The sequence below is a fragment of the Acidobacteriota bacterium genome, from assembly GCA_039028635.1.
In the GTDB taxonomy this organism is placed as follows: Bacteria; Acidobacteriota; Thermoanaerobaculia; order Multivoradales; family JBCCEF01; genus JBCCEF01.
The window spans coordinates 1-17,668 of the sequence record JBCCHV010000049.1 but is presented as its reverse complement, the minus strand read 5'-3'; the positions used below and the strand labels follow the sequence as shown (position 1 = coordinate 17,668).

The following is a 17,668-nucleotide window of genomic DNA, read 5'->3' as shown; positions in this document are numbered from 1 at the left end:
GGACAGCGGCAGGGCCGGCGCTCGCGCCGCGGCGTCGGCCGGGGAGGTCAGAGGGCGCGGCCGGAGCTCCCCTGCGGCGGCAGGAGGGCCATCAGCAGGCGACCGCAGGCGCGGTAAGGCGGGATCGTGGGGTGGTTGGCCAGGGCCTCACCGAAGGCCGCCATCGGTGGCCCCACCAGGTCGATCAGCGGAGAGCTCCAGGAAGCGTCCGGGGAGGTCGCTCGGCCGAGAACGGTGAGCAGGCGACCGAAGTGATCCGCGGGGGTCTCGAAGGAGCTCGCGATCTCGCTTTCGAAGGGAAAGACCATCGCCAGGCGGTGGAGAAAGTCCTGGCGATCGACGCCCTCGGCCCAGGCTCCCGCCACCGGCGCCAGCCCACCGGGCAGTACGAAAAGATCGCAATAGTCCGCCGCCAGCTCGTCGAGGTCGTGCTCGTTCTCCAACCAGGCGCCGCAACCGGGCTCCGCCTGGTCGAGCACCGCGGCGACATCGGGGTGGCTGAGGAGCGCCATCAGAGGGGCATCGATCTCGGCCAACAGCAGGCGCCCTAGGAGGGGCGCGATTTCGGCGATCACACCTTGCGCAGGCTGCACACGTTGTCGTACCAGTTCTGGCCTCCCACCATCGGCGACGGGTTGATTGGTAGGGCGTCGTTGAGCCGGTGTCCGGTCCCGGTTCCTCCCCGCTCCCGGGACCACCAGATGTTCGCCGGCAGGTCGCGATCGGCGAGGGCCTGGGGGTCCCCGGCGACGGCGGCGACCGGGCTCTGGCGATGTTCGCCGCGGGCGACGGCGCCGTGCTCCCAGTGACCGCCGTGGTGGGCGCAGGCGATGACCTGGGGGTGAACGCCGGCCAGCAGGCGCACCTGGTTGCGAAAGCTACCGACGGGCTCCGTCTCGCCGGCGCGATAGGTGCGGCCCTGGGGGCGGTAGACGGTCACCTCGACCTCGTCGCCGCTCTCCAGTCCCAGCCGTCGTCCGGTTTCGGGGCTCATGAAGAGGGGATTGGTGTGCACGATCTCGGCCTGATACTTCAGGTGGCTCGACCTTCCTTGGGTGTGAACGTTCCACTTGAAGGAGGTCAGGATCAAGCGGTCCTTCGGCAGTCCCTCGAGGCCGGGGACCGGGAACCAGCTCGGCAGAGGGTCGGCGACCGGATCGTCGAGAGGTATGCCGAGCTTGGCGGCGGCACGGGGGAAGATCTCGTCGAGAACTTGGATCTTGCGCGACGGCGTCGGGAAACCCTGAACCGGTCGGCCGTCTTGCTCGATGCCGACCACCTTCTCCTTGCCGCCGCGGCGGTCATAGACCAAGCCGGTGGCCGGATCGACTCGGCTGTCGGCGAGCTTCTCCGCCGCCACCGGGCGCTCGTAGAGCTCGTAGTCCTTGGCGCGGCCCGGTGGCTGCCAGATACCCCGACGCTTGAGCTCTTCCCAAGCGATCGGCACCTGCGAGTACCACTCCCGGTAGTAGTCCTCGACGTCCTCGAAGTCGAAGTACTGCTCCATGCCGCCGCCGATGCGGCGCGCCAGGTCGCGCAGGATGATCTGCAGTGGGCGAGCTTCGCCGAGGGGCTCGACCAGGGGCTGGCGAATCCCGGTGTAGGGCACCAGTCCATAGTTGTTGGTCGAGTGAGCATCCCAGCGCTCCAGGCTGGTGGCGTCCGGCAGGACGATGTCCGCCAGGGCCGTTTGCTCGCCGTAGCCGATGTCGATGGCGACGTGGAACGGGATGAGGCCTTCGTCGAGGAAGACCTCGCGCACATCACCGGCCTCCGGAAAGCTGTAGGCGGCCCCGAGGCTGTAGGACATGAAGACGTCGACCGGTTGGACGCCCTGGCGAATATAGTCCGGAACTAGCTGGCCGACCCGCATGTTGTACCAGTGCCATGACAGGGGGAACTCGGAGGGCGTCGCAAGCTCTCCGAAATACGTGTTCTGCCACTCCTCCGGGAACGCCGCGACACGCCGCTGCACGGCCTCGGGGAGGCTCTCGAACTGCCTCGTTCCGGGCTTCCAGGGCTGCGGCTTCGGGGGCTTCGGCGCCGGCTGAGAGATCACCGGAAGATCGTCCTGGCCGTAGCGTCGGTTCCAGCCCCGCAGGGTGGAGAGGCAGAAGCCCCCGGGCTTGCCGACATTGCCGACCAGCACGTCGAGAAGGCGAATCGCGCGGTCCGTCTGGACGCCGTTGTAGTGCTTGGCGGAGCCCCGGTTCGACAGGGTGCAGCAACGCGGAGCCGCCTTGCCGAACTCGATGGCGAGGCGCCGGATGTCCTCGGCCGGTATACCGCTGTGGGCGGCGGCGACCGGTGGCGTGAAATGGGCGATGTGGTCGTGCACCTCGGCCAGCGAGACGTTGACCCAACGGCTCCAGAATTGGTGGTCGACGAGGTCCTCTTCGATCAGGACATTGGCCATCGCGAGGGCGACGACGCCATCGGTGGCGGGGGCGATCTGGAAGTACTCGTCCGACACCGACGCGGTCGCCGATGGCCGGACCTCGAAGGTCACCATGCGGGCGCCGTGATCGACCCGCGCTTGCTGGATCCGGGGCATCATGTAGAAGCCCCCTTGATAGGCCTCCATCGGATTGCCGCCGAAGTTGAGAATGAAGCGAGTCTCTTCGAAGTCCTGAGTCTCCCACTCGAAATCCCGACCGTAGAAGCTCATCAGCGGCACCCGGCGGTTGGAGCTACAGATCGAGCGCCGGTTGAGGCGATTGGGCGTGCCGAAGGCGTTGGTGAACCTGCTGGTGAAGCCCTTGGTCTTGTCGCGGCCATACTGAAACACGAACCGCTCCGGGGTGCCGTTCTCGCGCAGCGGGCGTAGGCGATCGGCGATCTTGTCGAGCGCCTGATCCCAGGTGATGCGCTTCCAGCGCCCCTCGCCGCGCCGACCGACCCGCTCGAGGGGGTAGAGCAGGCGCTCTGGGTAGTAGGTGTAGGCGATCATGCCGTTGGCCTTGGCGCAGATCTTTCCCTTGCTATTCGGGTCGAGGGGATTGCCCTCGATGCGGCGGACTCGGCCGTCCTGGACCCATCCGATGACTCCGCAATGGGTGGTGCAGCCGAAGCAGATGGTGGGCTTGGCCGTGGCGCGGGTGTAGTCGATCTTGCCGGCCGGGGCCGCAGCCCTCTGCGGCCCTCCGTCGGCCAGGCGCTTGAGGATCGGCAGCGAGAGGGCACCGGTGGCGAGACCGAAGGAGACGCCGCCGGCGAGACGCACGAAGTCCCGGCGCGACAGACCTTTGGCGGACGAATCCTCCTGGCGAGGCTGGCGGCTGGGGCGATCTTCAGGCGACACCGTCGACCCCCTGTCCCCCGAGGATCACGATGGCGCGCAAGGCGATGCCGCCGAGGATCGGCGCGATGCCGAGGGCGAAGCGCTGAGCTCCCCGGTGGCGGATTGCCCACCAGGGAGTGATCAAGCCGACGGCGACGACACCGACCCACAGCCAAGGAGCCAAGGACCCGGCGGTCAACCGGACCACGGCTCCCGGTGCCTGGCCGCTCGCGGTGATCAGCCAGGCGACGAGCAAGGTGAGCTGTAGGCCGAGCAGCCAGCCTTCTCCCGCGAGAGAGCTTCGTGAGCCGATCCAGCGGCGCGCCGCGAGTCCCATGTGCAGCGCCGAGACGAAGAGCAGCGGGACGAGAATCGGGTTGTGCCACAGCGGTCGGCCCAAGGCTTGGTAGAGCACGACCCCGGGATAGGCGGCGATGAAGAGTCCGAGGCCGGTGGCGACGGCCTGGAAGGGGCGGGCGTGGCGCCGGTCGCGACGCAGCAACCAACCGGCGAACAGGCAGCTCAGGGCGAAGAGCGGAAGCGCCCGAGCCCCCCAGGAGATGGCGGACGCCGGGTTGAAGTGCAGGAGCACGGCCGCGAAGGAGGCCGGCTTCTCGAGGTCGACGATCAGAAACAGGGCGCCGATCAGAATGGCGACGGAGGCCACCAGATAGCCGTGCTGGGCCCGTCGGCGATGCTCGCCGCGCAGGTCGAGGGCGGCCCCCAGGGCGGCTCCGGCGGCGAGGCCGGCGCAGCTCAGGTAGGCGACGACGGGCCAACCAAAGGGCATCTCGTGCAGCAGCATGGCTCAACTCCGCTCGTAGATGATCTCGTCCGATTCGGACTCGAGCTGGACGCCACCGCGGCTGCGGTCCTCCATCCAGTCTTCCAGCCCGACGAACAGGACGCTCGGTTGGGTGCCTTGCTCGCTGCGATATGGCCGAGCGCCGTTCTCGCGGGCATAACGGGCCACCGGATCCTCGGGATCGTCGAGATCTCCGAAACGCAGCGCTTCCGGTGGGCAGGCGCTGACACAGGCTGGATCGAGTCCGACCTCGGTGCGGTGGGCGCAGAAGTCGCACTTGTCCGCGACCTGCGACTGCGGGTCGATGTAGAGGGCGTCATAGGGGCAGGCGGCGAGGCAGGCCTTGTTGCCGCAACAGCGCTCCTGCGCGATCGTGATGGTGCCGTCGTCGCATCGCACCAGCGCCTCCGTCGGGCATGCCTTCAGACAGGGTGCATCCTGGCACTGCATGCAGAGGAGCGGCAGAAACGCGAGAGTCGGGCGGTCGGGCCGCTGCAGATAGCGCACCCGAGTGCGGAAGCCACCGAGGGGAACCTCGTGCTCGGTCTTGCAGGAGACGCTGCAGGCATGACAGCCGATGCAGCGGCGCAGATCGACCACCATTCCCGCCCGGCCCGCTTGCCGGCGCTGCTCCGGTCCGACCTCTTCCCATGGCAGCACATCGCGCTCGGTCATAGAGCTCTCCTGGTTCGGTGCCGGCCCGGGGCAGTGCTGCGCTTGCCGTGACGAATCTCAATAAGCCATCGGTGCGCCTTTACAGGGGCGGCGGTGGTGAACGATTTTGGAGAGTATAGACATATATACAAGGTCGATCAAGAAGAAAATACAGCATTTTTAACCCCATAGAGGAAATCTTTGCAATTAGTTCAAATGCATAGATTTTGCCGATGCGTCTCAATAGCGTTGGTTGAGTTGTTGTGAATGGGCGCCCCTGGCCGGGCGCACGCCCCTGAAACAAGCAGCCAGCGGCGCTGGAGAATCCGCGTAGCGGACTTTTTCGGCAGCCCGCTAGAAGAAGCGCACGAGACGTAGCTCGAGGTAATCGTCGCGGCGTAGCCCTGCCAGCGGATCGCGCTCGTCGAGACCGGCGAAGGCGCGGACCTTGAGCTCGGCCTCCCAGTGATCGGTAAGGCGGCGGCTGGCTTCGACATTGAAGAACTGGCCACCGTCGCCGAGATCGGTGACCACGCCGGCGAGGACTTCAGTGCTCTGGACGTCATTGAGGGCGAGGCGAGCGCCGATGAAGAGGTCGTCTTCGAAGGGGGTGAGCTCGCGCTCGCCCCACAGGTACTCGGCGAGCAAGCCGAGGTCGAGGCCGGTCGAGCGGATGTCGCCGAAGGTGTACTCGAAGCCGGCCGCAGCGGCCAGGCTGTCGTCGCCGATGCGGCGCCAGCGGGCCACCGCCTCGGTCTTGAGGAGCCAGCTCCCAAGGGTGGCCTGGAGGTCGATGCCGGCCTGGTCGAGCTGAGCGTAGAAGGGGGTCAGGCGGCCATCGGCGCGGGGCAGGAGATCCGGCTCACGAGAGGTTCCCCGAAAGTAGGACAGACCGAGGTCGACGGGGCCGAGGAAATGGGACCAGCGCACGGCGGCGTCGACGTGGCCCTCCTCGGCGCTCGACTCATAGACCGCGTCGCCCTCGTCGACCACCAGCGGGAAGCGCAGCCGGCCCTCGGCACCGGGGAAGGTGCGTTCGCGGAATCCCGGCAGCAGAAAGAGCTCGAGCAGGCCCCAGTCGCGGGACAGGCCCAGGCGGATCATCGGCTGGCCGAGCTTGGCCTCACCGTCGATATCTTCGACCAGATCGGTCTGGTTGACGATGTCGACCAGGTGGATCGATTCGGTGACCCCCCAGAAGACCTTGCGTAGGCCGATATCGAGCTCCCAGCCGCTGCCGACGCGCCGCCAGTAGAGCTCTCGCAGGTCGAAGTGGGTGCGCTCGTCGTCGGCGCTGTCCCAGCGCAGAAAGGGTCGCACCACCAAACTCTGCCGGTCGTCCTGCCACGAGACGTAGAGCTCCGGCTCGAGGACCACCGAGGCGGTGCCTTGTTGGTCCTGGCGGCTCTCCGCTGCCGATTCCCAGAAGCCGCGACCTTCGATGGCGAAGAAGCCGGTCCACTCCTGGGCGGTGGCGTCGGTACCGGCGAAGGCGGCGGCGACGAGCCATGCGCCAGCGGTGAGGAGCGCCCGGCGGAGCATGGCGATCAGCGGGCTCGGGCCAGGCTGGCGCGATCGAAATCACCATCCTGGTAGCCGTTGCGGAACTCGAAATTGGACCACAGCAGATCCGTGCTCTTGCCCGTTTGGTGGTTCTCGACGGACATCTTGCCGGGCCGCCAGTACTGCTCCAGGAACTGCTCGAAGTCGCTCTGCACCAAAGTCTTGAGAAGGGCTCCCTTGCGGTCGTAGAAGACCACCTTCAGGGTGCGGTACTCGGCCTGGTCGATCCACACCTCCTGACGGGTGTAGCCCGACTTCTTGTCCACCGGGACGCGCTCGATGACGAAGCTCGCCTGGCCGTCGAGCTCCTCCTCGCGCAGGAAGCTGTAGGTGTACTCCTCGACCTCCTGGGACGAGATGTCCTCATAGGCGAACTCGCTGCCCATGAAAGGGCCGCTCTTGTTGCTCGACGAGATCCGCTTGACGCGCTTGAGGGCCGGCAGATAGAGCCACTGGTCGTCGTTGCCGGTGGTGTGGCTGAAGGTCAGGAAGGCGGTGCCCTTGACGTCCCGCGGGTGATCGAAGATGACCAGCGACTTGTCGCCGTCGTTCTCTTGCTCCAGAACGCGGGTGCGCAGGGAGCGGGTGCTCTCCTGGCCCTGGCGATTGCGCAGCACCATGCGGAGATCGGCCTTGAAGTCTCCGAAGCCGGTGTCCCGGAGCTCGGCCTCGCGGGCGATCTCGAGACCACGTTCGGCGGCCGATTGGGCGGCGAGGGGAGAGAGGACGAAAAGGGTGGTGAGCAACAGGAAGAAGGTGGTGGTGCGAAGCATCGAAGGATTCCTCGGAGATCGGGTTGTCGGTCGCCAGGCCAGGACCATCAGGATGGCGCCCCGGAGGGCGCGACGCTGGCACTCTCGGTGCCGGCTGGCAGAACCACCGGCTGGCGTTGGCGGCGGTCGAAGGTCAGCAGCAGGGCAGGTAGGAGCAGGAAGTCGGTGACCAGGGCGAGGACGATGGTGATCGCGGTGAGGCGGCCCATGCCGGCGTTCATGTCGAAGGCCGAGAAGGACAGCACGATGAAGCCGGCGGTGAGCACCGCCGACGTGGTCCACAGGGCGCCGCCCACCGATTCGAAGGCATAGCGCACCGCGTCCGGCGGCTCGTAGCCGCGCTCGCGGCGGCCGCGCAGGTATTTGGCGAGAAAGTGCACCGAGTCATCGACGACGATTCCCAGGGTCATGGCGAGCACCATCGACAGGCCGATGTTGACCTGGGCGACGATCAAGCCCCAGATGCCGAAGGCGAGGGCCGCCGGCGCGAGATTGGGCACCAGGCTGAGCAGTCCGAAGCGCAGGCTGCGCAGGGCGAATATCAGCAAGAAAGAGATCAGCACCAGGGCCGACAAGGTGCCCGTCAGCATGCCGCGGATGTTGCGCTGGCTGAGATGGGCAAACATCAGGGCCGGGCCGGCGGCGACGGCGTGCATCGCCGGCGGCGCGTTGTCGCGTAGCCAGGCCTCGCCGCGCTGGGCGGCGTCGATCAACTCGCGGGCGGTGAGGTCGCCGAAGGTGATCGAGAAGCGTGTCGCCGATTTGTCGATGCTGATCTCGTCGTTGAGGTCGAGGCCGTACGGCAGCGACATCTCGTAGAGCAGCAGATATTGGGCAGCGAGGTCGCGCTCCTCCGGTAAGCGATGGTAGGCGTCGTCATCGCCGTGCATGCTGCGATTGATGCGCTTCATGGTGTCCGCCAGGGTGCGCACGTGCACCACCCCCGGCTGCTGCCGCCACCAGTCGGCGAAGGCGTCGAGCTTGGCGAGGTACTCGGGCTCGCTGATGCCGCCGCTGTCGCCGGCTTCGAGGGAGTACTCCACCTGGTAGATGCCGGTGAGCCGCTCGATGGCGTAGTCGGTGTCGCGGCGAAACTCGATGCGCGGCGCGAAGTACTCCACGAACTGGTCGTTGAGGACGTTGCGCGGCACCGCCATGGCGAAGACCATCACCACCAGCGCGCCGCCCCAGAGGAAGCGCCGGCGATGGGTGATGACGTGATCGGCGAAGCGCCGCCAGAAGTCGCTGTCGGTCTGGCGGCGGACGCTGCCGGCACGCAGCGGCAGAATCGAGATCAGCGCCGGCAGCAGGGTCATCGAGATCAGGAAGGCGAGACTGACGCCGATCGAGGTGGTATTGCCGAGGTCCTGGAAGGGCGGCGCATCGGAGAAGTTCATGCTCAGGAAGCCGATGGCGGTGGTGGCGCTGGTCAGGAAGATCGGCCAGGCGTTGACGCGCAACGATTCGATCAGGGCGTCGATCTTGTCCATCCCTTGACGCATCTTGACCAGCATGCCCTTGAGGAGATGGATGCTGTCGGCCACCGCCAGGGTCAGGATGAGGGTCGGGGCGATGGCCATCGGCGAGGTCACCGGGGTCCCCAGCCAGCCCGCCGCGCCGGTGGCGCCGACGGTGGCCGTGATGATGACGACGACGGTCGCGAAGGTCGCCCAGAAGGAGCGGAAGAGGAGGGCGAGGAAGACCACGATGACCAGGTACATCAACGGCATCAGCAGGGTCAGGTCGTCTAGGGAGGCCTCCTTGAAGGCGTTGTTGAGGAACACGAAGCCGGTGAGGCGGACCTCGATACCGGGATGGTTGCGGCTCACCTGCTCGGCGAGCTGGCGGGCCGCGAAGGCCGCCTGCTGGGTCTCGTCGGGGATGTCCCGCGGCATCTGCAGGACGGCGTTGACGCCGGTGATGTCGGCCGCCGGCGACACCAGGCGGTGGGCCAGCAGCGGCTCCGCCAGGGCGATCGCCCGCACTCGCTCGAGGTTCTCCGGCGAGAGGCCGTCGGCGCCCTCGACCAGGGCCTCGACGATCAGGTCGTCGCCTTCGGCCTCGGTGTGCTGGAAGTTGGTCACCGAGTCGACCCGATTGACGAAGGGGATCTGCCAGGCGCCGGTGGTGAGCTCCTCGATCGCCGCCAGCGTGCGCGGGCTGAACACCTCGCCGTCTTCGGGGGTGACCACGAAGAGGATGTTGTCGTTCTTGGCGTAGATGTTCTGCATCGCCTCGAAGGCCTGCAGCTGCGGGTTGTCGTCGCTGAAGAAGAGGCGATAGTCGTCGTTGATCACCAGCCGGGTGGTGCCGGCGCCGAGCAGGCCGATGACGCCGAGGGAGGCGGCGATCACCAGCCAGCGGAATCTCACCACCGCGCGGCCGTAGGCCTGCAGCCGGTGGTCCCAGGAGTGCGCATTGCGGTTCATCGAGAAAACCTCGTGGATTCGAGAACGGTGTTTGAAGAGCTCGAGCGACGGTGAACGGGCGGATTCAGGGCCGGCCGAGGAGCCGTTCCTCGGCGACGCGGAGGGCATCGTCGATGAACTCCTGATCGAGACCGGACTGACCGAGGAGGAGGATGCCGTGGGTGGTGGCGACGAGACCCCGGGCGAGGGCCCGAGGGTCGCGGTCGGCCGGTAGCTCTCCACCGGCGATGGCCGCCTCGAGGCAGCCCTCGAGGGCTGCGGCCATGACCTCGAGCTGGCCTGCCAGCGCCTGCTGGAGCTCGGCGTCGGCGCTGCCGAGCTCCGGCAGCGCGTTGCCCACCATGCAGCCGCAGAAGCTCTTCTCCTGAGCCATCTCGCGCAACTGACCGAACAAGTCGCGCAGGCCGGTGAGGGGAGTGGGGGCTGCCGCGAGGACCTCCTCGAGGAGCGCGACGCGCTCGCGGCCGTAGTGATCGACGGCTTCGAGGAATAGCCGTCGCTTGTCGCCGAAGGTGTCGTAAAGGCTCTGCCGGCCGATACCCATGCGCGTCGTCAGCTCACTCATGGCGGCGCCGCCGAAGCCCTTCTCCCAGAACACCTCGATGGCTTTGGAGAGGGCTTCGGAGCGCTCGAAGGCTTTGGGCCGGCCGCGGTGCATGGTCGAACCCTAGACGATTTGGAATGATCGGTCAATAATTATCCGTCGCCCATCGCACGGTGACCGGCTGGCGGAAGTAGGACAGGCCGGGGCCGGTCAGCCGGACCCGCCGGGGCTGGCCGACGGCGCGACCGCGAAGGACTGCCCGAAAGGCCTCGAAGGTGGTCGGCGGGGGAACCAGCAGGCCGCCCTCGGCGGTCGCCGGTAGCAGCCGGTGGCGGTGCACTCGCTCACCCCCGAGATCGATCTCGAGGAAGACCGGCGGGGTGCGCCAGAGGGTTTGGGCGAGGCGGTCGAGAAGCGTCGGCCGGAGGTCGATCTCGGCCCACAGAGGCCGTCCCGCCTGGCCGCCCGGGGGAGCCACCCACTGGTCTCCTGTCAGCTTCTGCTCAGCGAGTGGACGGGCCAACGGCGCGGTGCCGTCGCGGCGGGTGAGAAGGGCGAGCTGCCGACGGCCGTCGAAGCGCTGCGGCCGATATCGGGCGAGGAGCTGACGCCAGGTTCGCGGCGTGTCCCACAGCAGGTGGCGCTGGCCGAGGGATTCGAAGTGCACCAGGAGGCGCTCGGGGGCGTCGTCGGCGGCGAAATGCGCCGCCACCTGCTGGTCGAGGTCTTCGGTGTAGGCGGTGTAGAGCTGGAGCGTCGGGTGGGGCTGCCAGGGCAGATCGTTGGCCGCCAGGTAGGTGAGCTCCCAGGGCACGACGTCGACCGACGGGACGCCTCGCAGGTCGGCCACGAAGGAGCCGGGGAGGCGCCTTTTGTCGAGGGCGCGGCGAGATTGACGGTCGAGGGCCGCGGCGGTCTCGGAGGGTGTCCAGAGGGCCCGGAGATGGCGCCAACCCTCGATCCCGAGGACGGTTTGGTGGTTGGCCGCCGCCGGCGCTCCGGGCAGGGCGACGAGCAGCGCGAGGGCCGCCAGGGCGGCCGCCGATCGCCCCTCCGAGAACAGCATGGCGAGGCCGGCGAAGGCGACCAGAAAAGCGAAGAAGATCTGGACGTGGCCGTCTTGGCGGACGAAGCCGTGCTTGAAGGCGAGCAGCAGCGGCACGGCGCCGAGCCACCACAGGCGGCCCTGGCCGGCCCGCAGCGCTGCCGCCGCCGCGACGCTGCCGCCGACCAGTGCCACCAGACCCGCCGCCAACACCGCCCGGTCGGGATTCGGCAGGCTCATGGCGGCTCCGAAGCCGGTGGCGAGCTGGCCTTGGGCGGTCAGCCAGGTGAGGACGCTCTGCCCGGAGCCCTGGAAGCAGACGACGAAGGCGGAAGCGCCGGCGGCGATGGCGACGACGGTGGCTTCGATCCAGGCGCTGAGTCGCTTCTCGCTCAGTAGGTGGACCAGCAGGCAGGCGCCGGCGGCGATGCCGAGGTGGAAGCGGGCGAGCAGTAGAGCCGCCACCAACAGGGCGGCCCAGGTGGTCGCGAAGGGCAGGCGATCGCGGCGCTCCGCCGCCAGCAGCAGAATCACCAAGGCCAAGAGCCGGTAGCCGAAGGCCAGGCCGAGAACCTCGGCGGCCACCATCAAGACGGCGAAGGCGGTCGCGCGATCGGAATGGCGCCAGGCCTGGCGGGCGAAGGCGGCGACGAAGAGGCCGTGGGCGAAGAGCCAGAAGATCAGGGCGCGGCCACGATGCCCGTCGCCGTCGAGCGGTAGCAGCAGGTAGCCGAGGGGGCCGAAGGTGAAGGCACCATCCGCTCCCCAGGCGGCGCCGTGGGCCTCGAAGGCGTTGATTCCCCAAGCATAGGAGCCATCGAGGCCGACGGCTTGCGAGAAGTAGGGCCCTGGAAACAGCCACAGGGCGAGGACCGCCGTCAGCAGGGCGGGAAACAGCCAGCGACGAGGCGCAGGGGGAGGGGCCACGGCACCGAGCTTACTGGACCTGCTCCTTGGTGCTCAGGAAGCGCACCTCGTCCCACTCTTCGAGGGCGCGCTCGAGGCGGTAGGCGCTGCGCGCCAGGTAGACCGGCGAGCCGTTGTGGTCCTCGCCAATGGCCTCCTCGTGGCGGTCGATGAAGCGCTTGAGCATGGCGGCCTGGTCGCTCTCGATCCAACGCGCCGCGTGCACCGTGGTGCCGGCGAAGTCCACCGGAATGTTGTACTCGGTGCGAATGCGGTCGGCGAGGACGTCGAACTGCAGGGCGCCGGCGACCCCCACGATCCACTCCGAGCCGAGGCGCATCTTGAAAATCTGGGCAGCGCCTTCTTCGGCGAGCTGGAAGAGGGCCCGGCCGAGGTGCTTGGCGCGCATCGGGTCGAGCGGGCGAACCTTGCGCATCAGCTCCGGAGCGAAGCTCGGAATACCGGTGAAGCGCAGGTCTTCGCCCTCCGTCAGGGCGTCGCCGATGCGTAGATTGCCGTAGTTCGGGATGCCCAGGATGTCCCCCGCCCAGGCCTCCTCGGCGAGCTCCCGGTCGCGGGCCAGAAAGAGCACCGGATTGTGCACGCTCAGGGTCTTGCCGGAGCGGATATGGCGCAGCTTCATGCCGCGCTCGAAGCGCCCCGAGCAGAGTCGAATGAAGGCGATGCGATCGCGATGCTTGGGGTCCATGTTCGCCTGGATCTTGAAGACGAAGCCGGAGACTTTCTCCTCCGTCGGGGCCACCATCCGGCTGACCGCCGGTCGCGGCTGCGGCGGCGGCGCGAAGGCGGCCAGCCCTTCGAGCAGACTCTGGACACCGAAGTTGTTGAGGGCGCTGCCGAAAAACACCGGCGTGCGGTTGCCCTCGAGGTAGGCCTGCTGGTCGAAGGGCGGGCACAGGCCGCGCACCATATCGGCCTCCTCCCGCAACTGGGCGGCGGCCTCCGCCGGCAGCAGGCGGTCGAGGGCAGGGTCTTCGAGACCGTCGCAGGATTCGCCTTCCTGGACGATGTCGCGGCGGCTGCGGTCGAGCAGCACCAGGCGATCGTCGAGCAGGTCGTAGCAGCCCCGGAAGCGCTGCCCCATGCCGATCGGCCAGCTCGCCGGGCTGGTTTCGAGGGCGAGGGTCTGCTCGATCTCGTCGAGCAGCTCGAAGGGGTCGCGGCCTTCGCGATCGAGCTTGTTGACGAAGGTGATGATCGGCATGTCGCGCAGGCGGCAGACCTCGAACAGCTTGCGGGTCTGGGTCTCGATGCCCTTGGCGGCGTCGATCACCATCACCGCCGAGTCGACCGCGCTCAGGGTGCGGTAGGTGTCTTCGCTGAAATCCTCGTGCCCCGGGGTGTCGAGGAGATTGAAGGTGCAGCCCTGATACTCGAAGGTCATCACCGAGGCGGTGACCGAAATGCCGCGCTCCTGCTCGACTTTCATCCAGTCCGAGCGGGCCCGTCGCCGCTGACCGCGGGCCTTGACCTCGCCGGCGAGCTGGATGGCGCCGCCGAACAGCAAGAGCTTCTCGGTGAGAGTGGTCTTGCCGGCGTCCGGGTGGGAGATGATGGCGAAGGTTCGCCGGCGAGAGATCGCTTCGCTCAGCTTGCTCATGGATTTGGTCCTGGTATGGCGGGTCGGAACCGACCCGTGAGGGGGCAGCCTACCAGACCCTCGGCCCGCCGGCGAAGGATCCTGGGTGAGGGATTCGCCGCGCCCTTTGCGCCTAAATAGATAGAACCAACTTGGTGCTCGGCCGGCCGCTCCTCCTGGTCGGTCGAGTCCCCCCCGGAAGCCGTCCCCCACGTCCTCGGGGCCGGCTCCCAGGCCCCATCGGGCAGGCCCCCCGGCGACGGGGGGCTTTTTTGTGGTCTGGACAGGTCGAGCTGCCCGGCCGTGCCCGACTCCACCTCTGGAGAATTGGCGTATATATTCCTCTAGGGCTTCTGCGAAGCCGGTAGGTGAGAAAATCAACGGTTCGCGTGGCCCGGCGGGCCATGGAGGCCCGGGCCGGGACTGCGCCAATAAGGAGGCGGGACTATGTGGGATTGGATCTTGTCGCTGCTGGGGCTCGGCGAAGACCACACCGAGGCTGGGGGAAGAGTCGACCCGAACGGTTAGGACAGGTACCGCCGGAGGCGTCGGGCCGCTTCGAGCAGGAAAGCCTGGCCGGCGCGGATCTCGACCAAGCTCTCGAGGGCCCGGGCCGCCGCCGCGGCTTCGGCATCGAGTTCGAGCGTGTTGGCTAAGGAGGCCGCTAGGAGGGCGGATTCGGAAGCTTCGTCCAGGCGGCCTAGGGCGGCGCTGGGTTCGATCAGGGCCAGCTCGAGGAGTGCTCGATCGATGATTCCGCACGGGGGATCTCTGCGCAGCTCGCGCAGGGTCTCGCGTGCGGTGCCCGAATCGCCTTCGGCGTGGGCGAGACGGGCCGAGAGGAGGCCTCGGCGCCACACTCCGGCCGAGCCAAGGTGGAGCTCGACCAGCTCCGGCGAAAGGCGGTCGAAGAGACGCCGAGCCTCCGCGGTCTCGCCGGAGTCGACCAGGCAGAACGCAAGGTTGTGCAGGACATGGCAGGCCAAGCGCGGGTCGTGCTGGGCGTCGAGCCGCTCGGCCACCCGCAGCAGGGTCCTTTTCTCCTCGGCGAGGCGTCCTGCCGAGCCGTAAGCATTCGCTCGCTGCAGCTCGAGTTTCGCTACTTCGTGCGGAATGCCGGAGTGCCTCTTCACCAACGGTATCGCCTCGTCGAGGAAGCGGTGAGCGCGGGCAAACTGTCGACGATCGCAAGCGACGGAGGCGTAGAGAGAGGCGACTTCGGCCCGAATCAGCGGCGCCGAATCGCTGCAGCGCTTCCAGGCTTCTCGCAGATAGCGCTCGGCGAGGTCGAAGCGAGCTTCCACACGATGCGCATTGCCCAGGTGGGCGAGGGCCTGGGGCAAGCAATCCACCGCTTCCCGGGAGGATAGGAGCTGGGCTGCGTTGACGGCCAGCAAGGCCCAGTTCGTGGCTTCTGGCGAGCCCTTCTGGCGCTGATCTACGTGCTCTTGCACCAGCCTTCGGACCAGCTGCGCGGAAACCGTTTCGCGGGCGACGGCGATGCGTCGCCCACGGGGTTCGAGGCGACGGAGAGCCTCAACGGTCAACACGGCTTCGTTCCTCCTGAGGTATCGCCTCGCTGTTCGGCTGCAGCAGCTCATCCTTGACACCCTGCGCTTCTCCCAGGCTGCGAACCAGGCTGGCGATCAAAGAGTCGGTGGCCGAGTGCAGAAGGCGACGCGTCGCCTCGGAATTGTCCTCCTCTGCTTCCGTTGGGGCGATGCCCCAGGCTTCCAGCAGCCGGGCGCGGGTCTCCGGCCGCACCCCTTCCATACCCATCGCGGCGGCCAGATCGAGGAGATCGGCATCGAGAGCCGCGATCAGCCGAAAGAGCGTTGCCAGGCTCGGGAGCCGCCGGCCATTCTCGTAGGCGCTGATGTGGTTCTTGTGGATTCCAGCCCTGCGCGCGACCTCGTGTTGGGTCGAGCTGGTCCGCCGGCGCAGTTGGCGGAGGGCCGTCGGGATCTGCTGGGAGTAAGCCTGCTGAATCTCATTCATTACTAACCAAGATGTTAGAGGATTCAGAGAGTAGGTGTCAAATGCAGTGATTCCCGAGGTTGGAGTCGATTCACCTAGATAGTGGTACCTTTGTCTCGAAAAAAGTAAGCATAAAGTGTTGACTTTTCGTTGGGAGTCTCTTAGCGTTGTCGTCATTCCATGAGATCGCACCTTCTCACGTAATGATGCAAGCCGCCGCCATGCCACTCCAGCCTCGCGAGTCGATGAACTGGCCAGCGGAGAGACCAGGAGCCACACGATGCCACGAATCTCCGAAGGTACTTTGCCCAATCCCAACGCGCCGAGGCCGGATCCCTGGGAACCGGCCTCTTACTACCAACTCCTTTGGGAGAGCGGCCTCGCCGGCTTTCCGGGCCCGGGCGACCTGCCCGGCCACCTGAAGCCGGAGCGTATCCAGAAGACCCTGGCTCATGGCCGGGCGGCGCTCCTTTCCCCGGGCAAGAAATCCGCCCCCGGCCCCGCGATCACCCTGCCGCGACTGGGGGATGCCGCCCTGCGCGAGCGTTCCGAGGCCTTTGCGGGCTGGCGCCTGGCGGACGACAACCGCAGCCTGGTGCGGCCCTTCGTGCTCGACAGCTCGGAAGCGGCCCTTGGCTTTGCGGCGTTCATCACCGGCATTCTGCAGGCCGCGGGTTCCTTCCCGGCGATGGCAGTGGTCCTCAACACGGTGTGGGTGGTGCTCACCAACCCTCGGGTGCGGGGCTTGACCGAGGTCGAGCTCGCCCTCGCCGAGCGCCTGTCGCGCCAGTCGCCGGGCCACCCCTCGCAGGCGAACGTGTCTTGAGCTTGCGAGCTCCCGTGCCGGAATCGGTTCTGCGAGAAAGCGCTCTCGCCTTGGTGACGGACGCTGAATCTCGCTCTGCCCTGCGCTGGCTGGGTGAGGCGCTCCACGAGCGCCTCGTCTGCCAGCCCACGCCACCGAGCGTCGACCGCTCCCTCGCCCCGGAGCTTGCCGCCGTGGCCAGCGACCTGCGGTACCTCTGCCGTCTGCTGCGCCGAATGGACCCGCGGGGCGAGCCTTGCGATGTGACCCGCGCCGCCTTTGCCGAGCGTGCCGCGGTTTCCCTCGAGCTGTTGGCGCGCTCTCTTGAGAGCCTGAGCCACCTGCGCCCTCCCGCAGGGAGGCCACCGCCCTCCTCGAGATTCCGGACATCTTTCGGACATCTTCCGGACGTCTTCCGGACATCTTTCGGACATCTTTTTCGGGCCTGATCGCCGAAAACGCCTGTAAAACGGCGAAGTCCCCCATGGCACGTGGCTTGCTGTAGCGCTTTGGCAAGGAACTGAATCCAGTTTTATGTTGTCCTGGAAGGACGAGGGCATTTCTTGGGAGGTTGGACGTGATGCGTCGAGCGTTGATTTTGGCGGTGTTGGGATTGTTGACGGTAGGTGGTTCGCTATCAGGCCTGGAGCTGGTTTCGGGATCGAAGTCCCTGACGATCGCCCGGGTTCCGGCGGACTCGGAGCTCTGGCTCTTCGGGGTAGGCAAGAGCCGGGACGGCTACAACCGTGTGCTGACGACCTACTCGGAGACCTTGAGCGATGCGGACGGCGACGGCCGGATCATCTACGAGCCCGCGGGCGGTATGCCGGTGCTGGCCTCGTGGGGCGTGGCGGACCTAACTACTGGCCAGGTGACGGTGCTTCCCTCGCCGGGCTGGGAGGGCTCGGTGTCGAGCCTGCCGGCGACGGCGCTCGATCCCTCGGGGGAGTCGCTGACTCTGCCGAATCGTCAGGTGGAGGCATTCCTGGTGCGTCCTGGCACCGCGGGCTGGCGTCAGTCGATCGGTGATGGCTCTTCGGCGGATGGCGACGGCCTCGAAGACGGCTCGGTGAATCTCTCGCTGTCGTCCCTCGCCGCCCAAGACGGTGGCTCGGAGCTGCCGGGATCGTTGCAGCCGGAGGACGTACTGGTGGTGATCGACACGTCGACCCTGGAGCTGATCTGGAGCGGCGAGGAGGTGTCGCCGTGAGCCGCCTCGTCCTCGCCGCGATTCTCATTCTTCTTCTCGCGCTCGCCGCCCCGGCCCTCGCCCAACCGAAGCCGGTG

Annotated in this window: 15 protein-coding genes; 3 read left to right on the top strand and 12 right to left on the bottom strand. The window is 67.3% G+C overall.

The window, feature by feature from the left end; all coding sequences use genetic code 11:
• Nucleotides 1–47: 47 nt before the first annotated feature.
• The 12 genes from AAF604_18010 to AAF604_17955 all read right to left on the bottom strand — a co-directional run bounded on the left by AAF604_18010 (nt 48) and on the right by AAF604_17955 (nt 15,597).
• Complete coding sequence (locus AAF604_18010; GenBank protein ID MEM7051568.1) at nt 48–575, bottom strand: molecular chaperone TorD family protein; 528 nt, start codon at nt 573–575, stop codon at nt 48–50.
• Nucleotides 572–3,301: a molybdopterin-dependent oxidoreductase gene (locus AAF604_18005; GenBank protein MEM7051567.1), complete on the bottom strand. Its 2,730-nt coding sequence runs from the start codon at nt 3,299–3,301 to the stop codon at nt 572–574. The genes AAF604_18010 and AAF604_18005 overlap by 4 nt, the downstream gene beginning before the upstream one ends.
• Nucleotides 3,291–4,085, bottom strand: coding sequence for an NrfD/PsrC family molybdoenzyme membrane anchor subunit (gene nrfD / locus AAF604_18000; GenBank protein MEM7051566.1), 795 nt, complete (start codon nt 4,083–4,085; stop codon nt 3,291–3,293). Before nrfD ends, AAF604_18005 begins: the two co-directional genes overlap by 11 nt.
• 3 nt (nt 4,086–4,088) lie before the next feature.
• The gene (locus tag AAF604_17995) at nt 4,089–4,760 is read right to left on the bottom strand and encodes a 4Fe-4S dicluster domain-containing protein (protein ID MEM7051565.1); all 672 of its coding nucleotides are present in this window, start codon (nt 4,758–4,760) and stop codon (nt 4,089–4,091) included.
• Between the two features lie 333 nt (nt 4,761–5,093).
• On the bottom strand, nt 5,094–6,281 hold the full coding sequence (locus AAF604_17990) for a hypothetical protein (protein ID MEM7051564.1): 1,188 nt from the start codon (nt 6,279–6,281) through the stop codon (nt 5,094–5,096).
• 5 nt (nt 6,282–6,286) lie between these two features.
• Entirely contained in the window at nt 6,287–7,075 is a 789-nt protein-coding gene (locus AAF604_17985) for an outer membrane lipoprotein-sorting protein (GenBank protein ID MEM7051563.1), read from the bottom strand.
• A 47-nt stretch (nt 7,076–7,122) separates the two neighbouring features.
• Entirely contained in the window at nt 7,123–9,504 is a 2,382-nt protein-coding gene (locus AAF604_17980; GenBank protein MEM7051562.1) for an MMPL family transporter, read from the bottom strand.
• 64 nt (nt 9,505–9,568) lie between these two features.
• A complete protein-coding gene (locus AAF604_17975) occupies nt 9,569–10,162 on the bottom strand; it encodes a TetR family transcriptional regulator C-terminal domain-containing protein (protein ID MEM7051561.1) in 594 nt (197 codons plus the stop codon).
• A 31-nt stretch (nt 10,163–10,193) separates the two neighbouring features.
• A complete protein-coding gene (locus AAF604_17970; GenBank protein ID MEM7051560.1) occupies nt 10,194–12,020 on the bottom strand; it encodes a hypothetical protein in 1,827 nt (608 codons plus the stop codon).
• A gap of 10 nt (nt 12,021–12,030) precedes the next feature.
• Complete coding sequence (locus tag AAF604_17965; protein MEM7051559.1) at nt 12,031–13,620, bottom strand: peptide chain release factor 3; 1,590 nt, start codon at nt 13,618–13,620, stop codon at nt 12,031–12,033.
• A 503-nt stretch (nt 13,621–14,123) separates the two neighbouring features.
• Entirely contained in the window at nt 14,124–15,149 is a 1,026-nt protein-coding gene (locus AAF604_17960; GenBank protein ID MEM7051558.1) for a hypothetical protein, read from the bottom strand.
• Nucleotides 15,136–15,597: a helix-turn-helix transcriptional regulator gene (locus AAF604_17955; protein ID MEM7051557.1), complete on the bottom strand. Its 462-nt coding sequence runs from the start codon at nt 15,595–15,597 to the stop codon at nt 15,136–15,138. The genes AAF604_17960 and AAF604_17955 overlap by 14 nt, the downstream gene beginning before the upstream one ends.
• Before the next feature lie 259 nt (nt 15,598–15,856).
• On the opposite strand from AAF604_17955, the gene AAF604_17950 reads away from it, so the two are divergent.
• The 3 genes from AAF604_17950 to AAF604_17940 all read left to right on the top strand — a co-directional run bounded on the left by AAF604_17950 (nt 15,857) and on the right by AAF604_17940 (nt 17,591).
• Complete coding sequence (locus AAF604_17950; protein MEM7051556.1) at nt 15,857–16,402, top strand: 4a-hydroxytetrahydrobiopterin dehydratase; 546 nt, start codon at nt 15,857–15,859, stop codon at nt 16,400–16,402.
• The gene (locus AAF604_17945; protein MEM7051555.1) at nt 16,399–16,830 is read left to right on the top strand and encodes a hypothetical protein; all 432 of its coding nucleotides are present in this window, start codon (nt 16,399–16,401) and stop codon (nt 16,828–16,830) included. The genes AAF604_17950 and AAF604_17945 overlap by 4 nt, the downstream gene beginning before the upstream one ends.
• A gap of 128 nt (nt 16,831–16,958) precedes the next feature.
• Nucleotides 16,959–17,591, top strand: coding sequence for a hypothetical protein (locus AAF604_17940; protein ID MEM7051554.1), 633 nt, complete (start codon nt 16,959–16,961; stop codon nt 17,589–17,591).
• The last annotated feature ends 77 nt before the right edge of the window (nt 17,592–17,668 follow it).

Coding starts and splice junctions, on each gene's coding strand:
- nrfD (MEM7051566.1), bottom strand. CDS start 4,085: ATGCTGCTGCACGAGATGCCCTTTGGTTGGCCCGTCGTCGCCTACCTG.
- AAF604_17995 (MEM7051565.1), bottom strand. CDS start 4,760: ATGACCGAGCGCGATGTGCTGCCATGGGAAGAGGTCGGACCGGAGCAG.
- AAF604_17990 (MEM7051564.1), bottom strand. CDS start 6,281: ATGCTCCGCCGGGCGCTCCTCACCGCTGGCGCATGGCTCGTCGCCGCC.
- AAF604_17985 (MEM7051563.1), bottom strand. CDS start 7,075: ATGCTTCGCACCACCACCTTCTTCCTGTTGCTCACCACCCTTTTCGTC.
- AAF604_17980 (MEM7051562.1), bottom strand. CDS start 9,504: ATGAACCGCAATGCGCACTCCTGGGACCACCGGCTGCAGGCCTACGGC.
- AAF604_17975 (MEM7051561.1), bottom strand. CDS start 10,162: ATGCACCGCGGCCGGCCCAAAGCCTTCGAGCGCTCCGAAGCCCTCTCC.
- AAF604_17965 (MEM7051559.1), bottom strand. CDS start 13,620: ATGAGCAAGCTGAGCGAAGCGATCTCTCGCCGGCGAACCTTCGCCATC.
- AAF604_17955 (MEM7051557.1), bottom strand. CDS start 15,597: ATGAATGAGATTCAGCAGGCTTACTCCCAGCAGATCCCGACGGCCCTC.
- AAF604_17950 (MEM7051556.1), top strand. CDS start 15,857: ATGCCACGAATCTCCGAAGGTACTTTGCCCAATCCCAACGCGCCGAGG.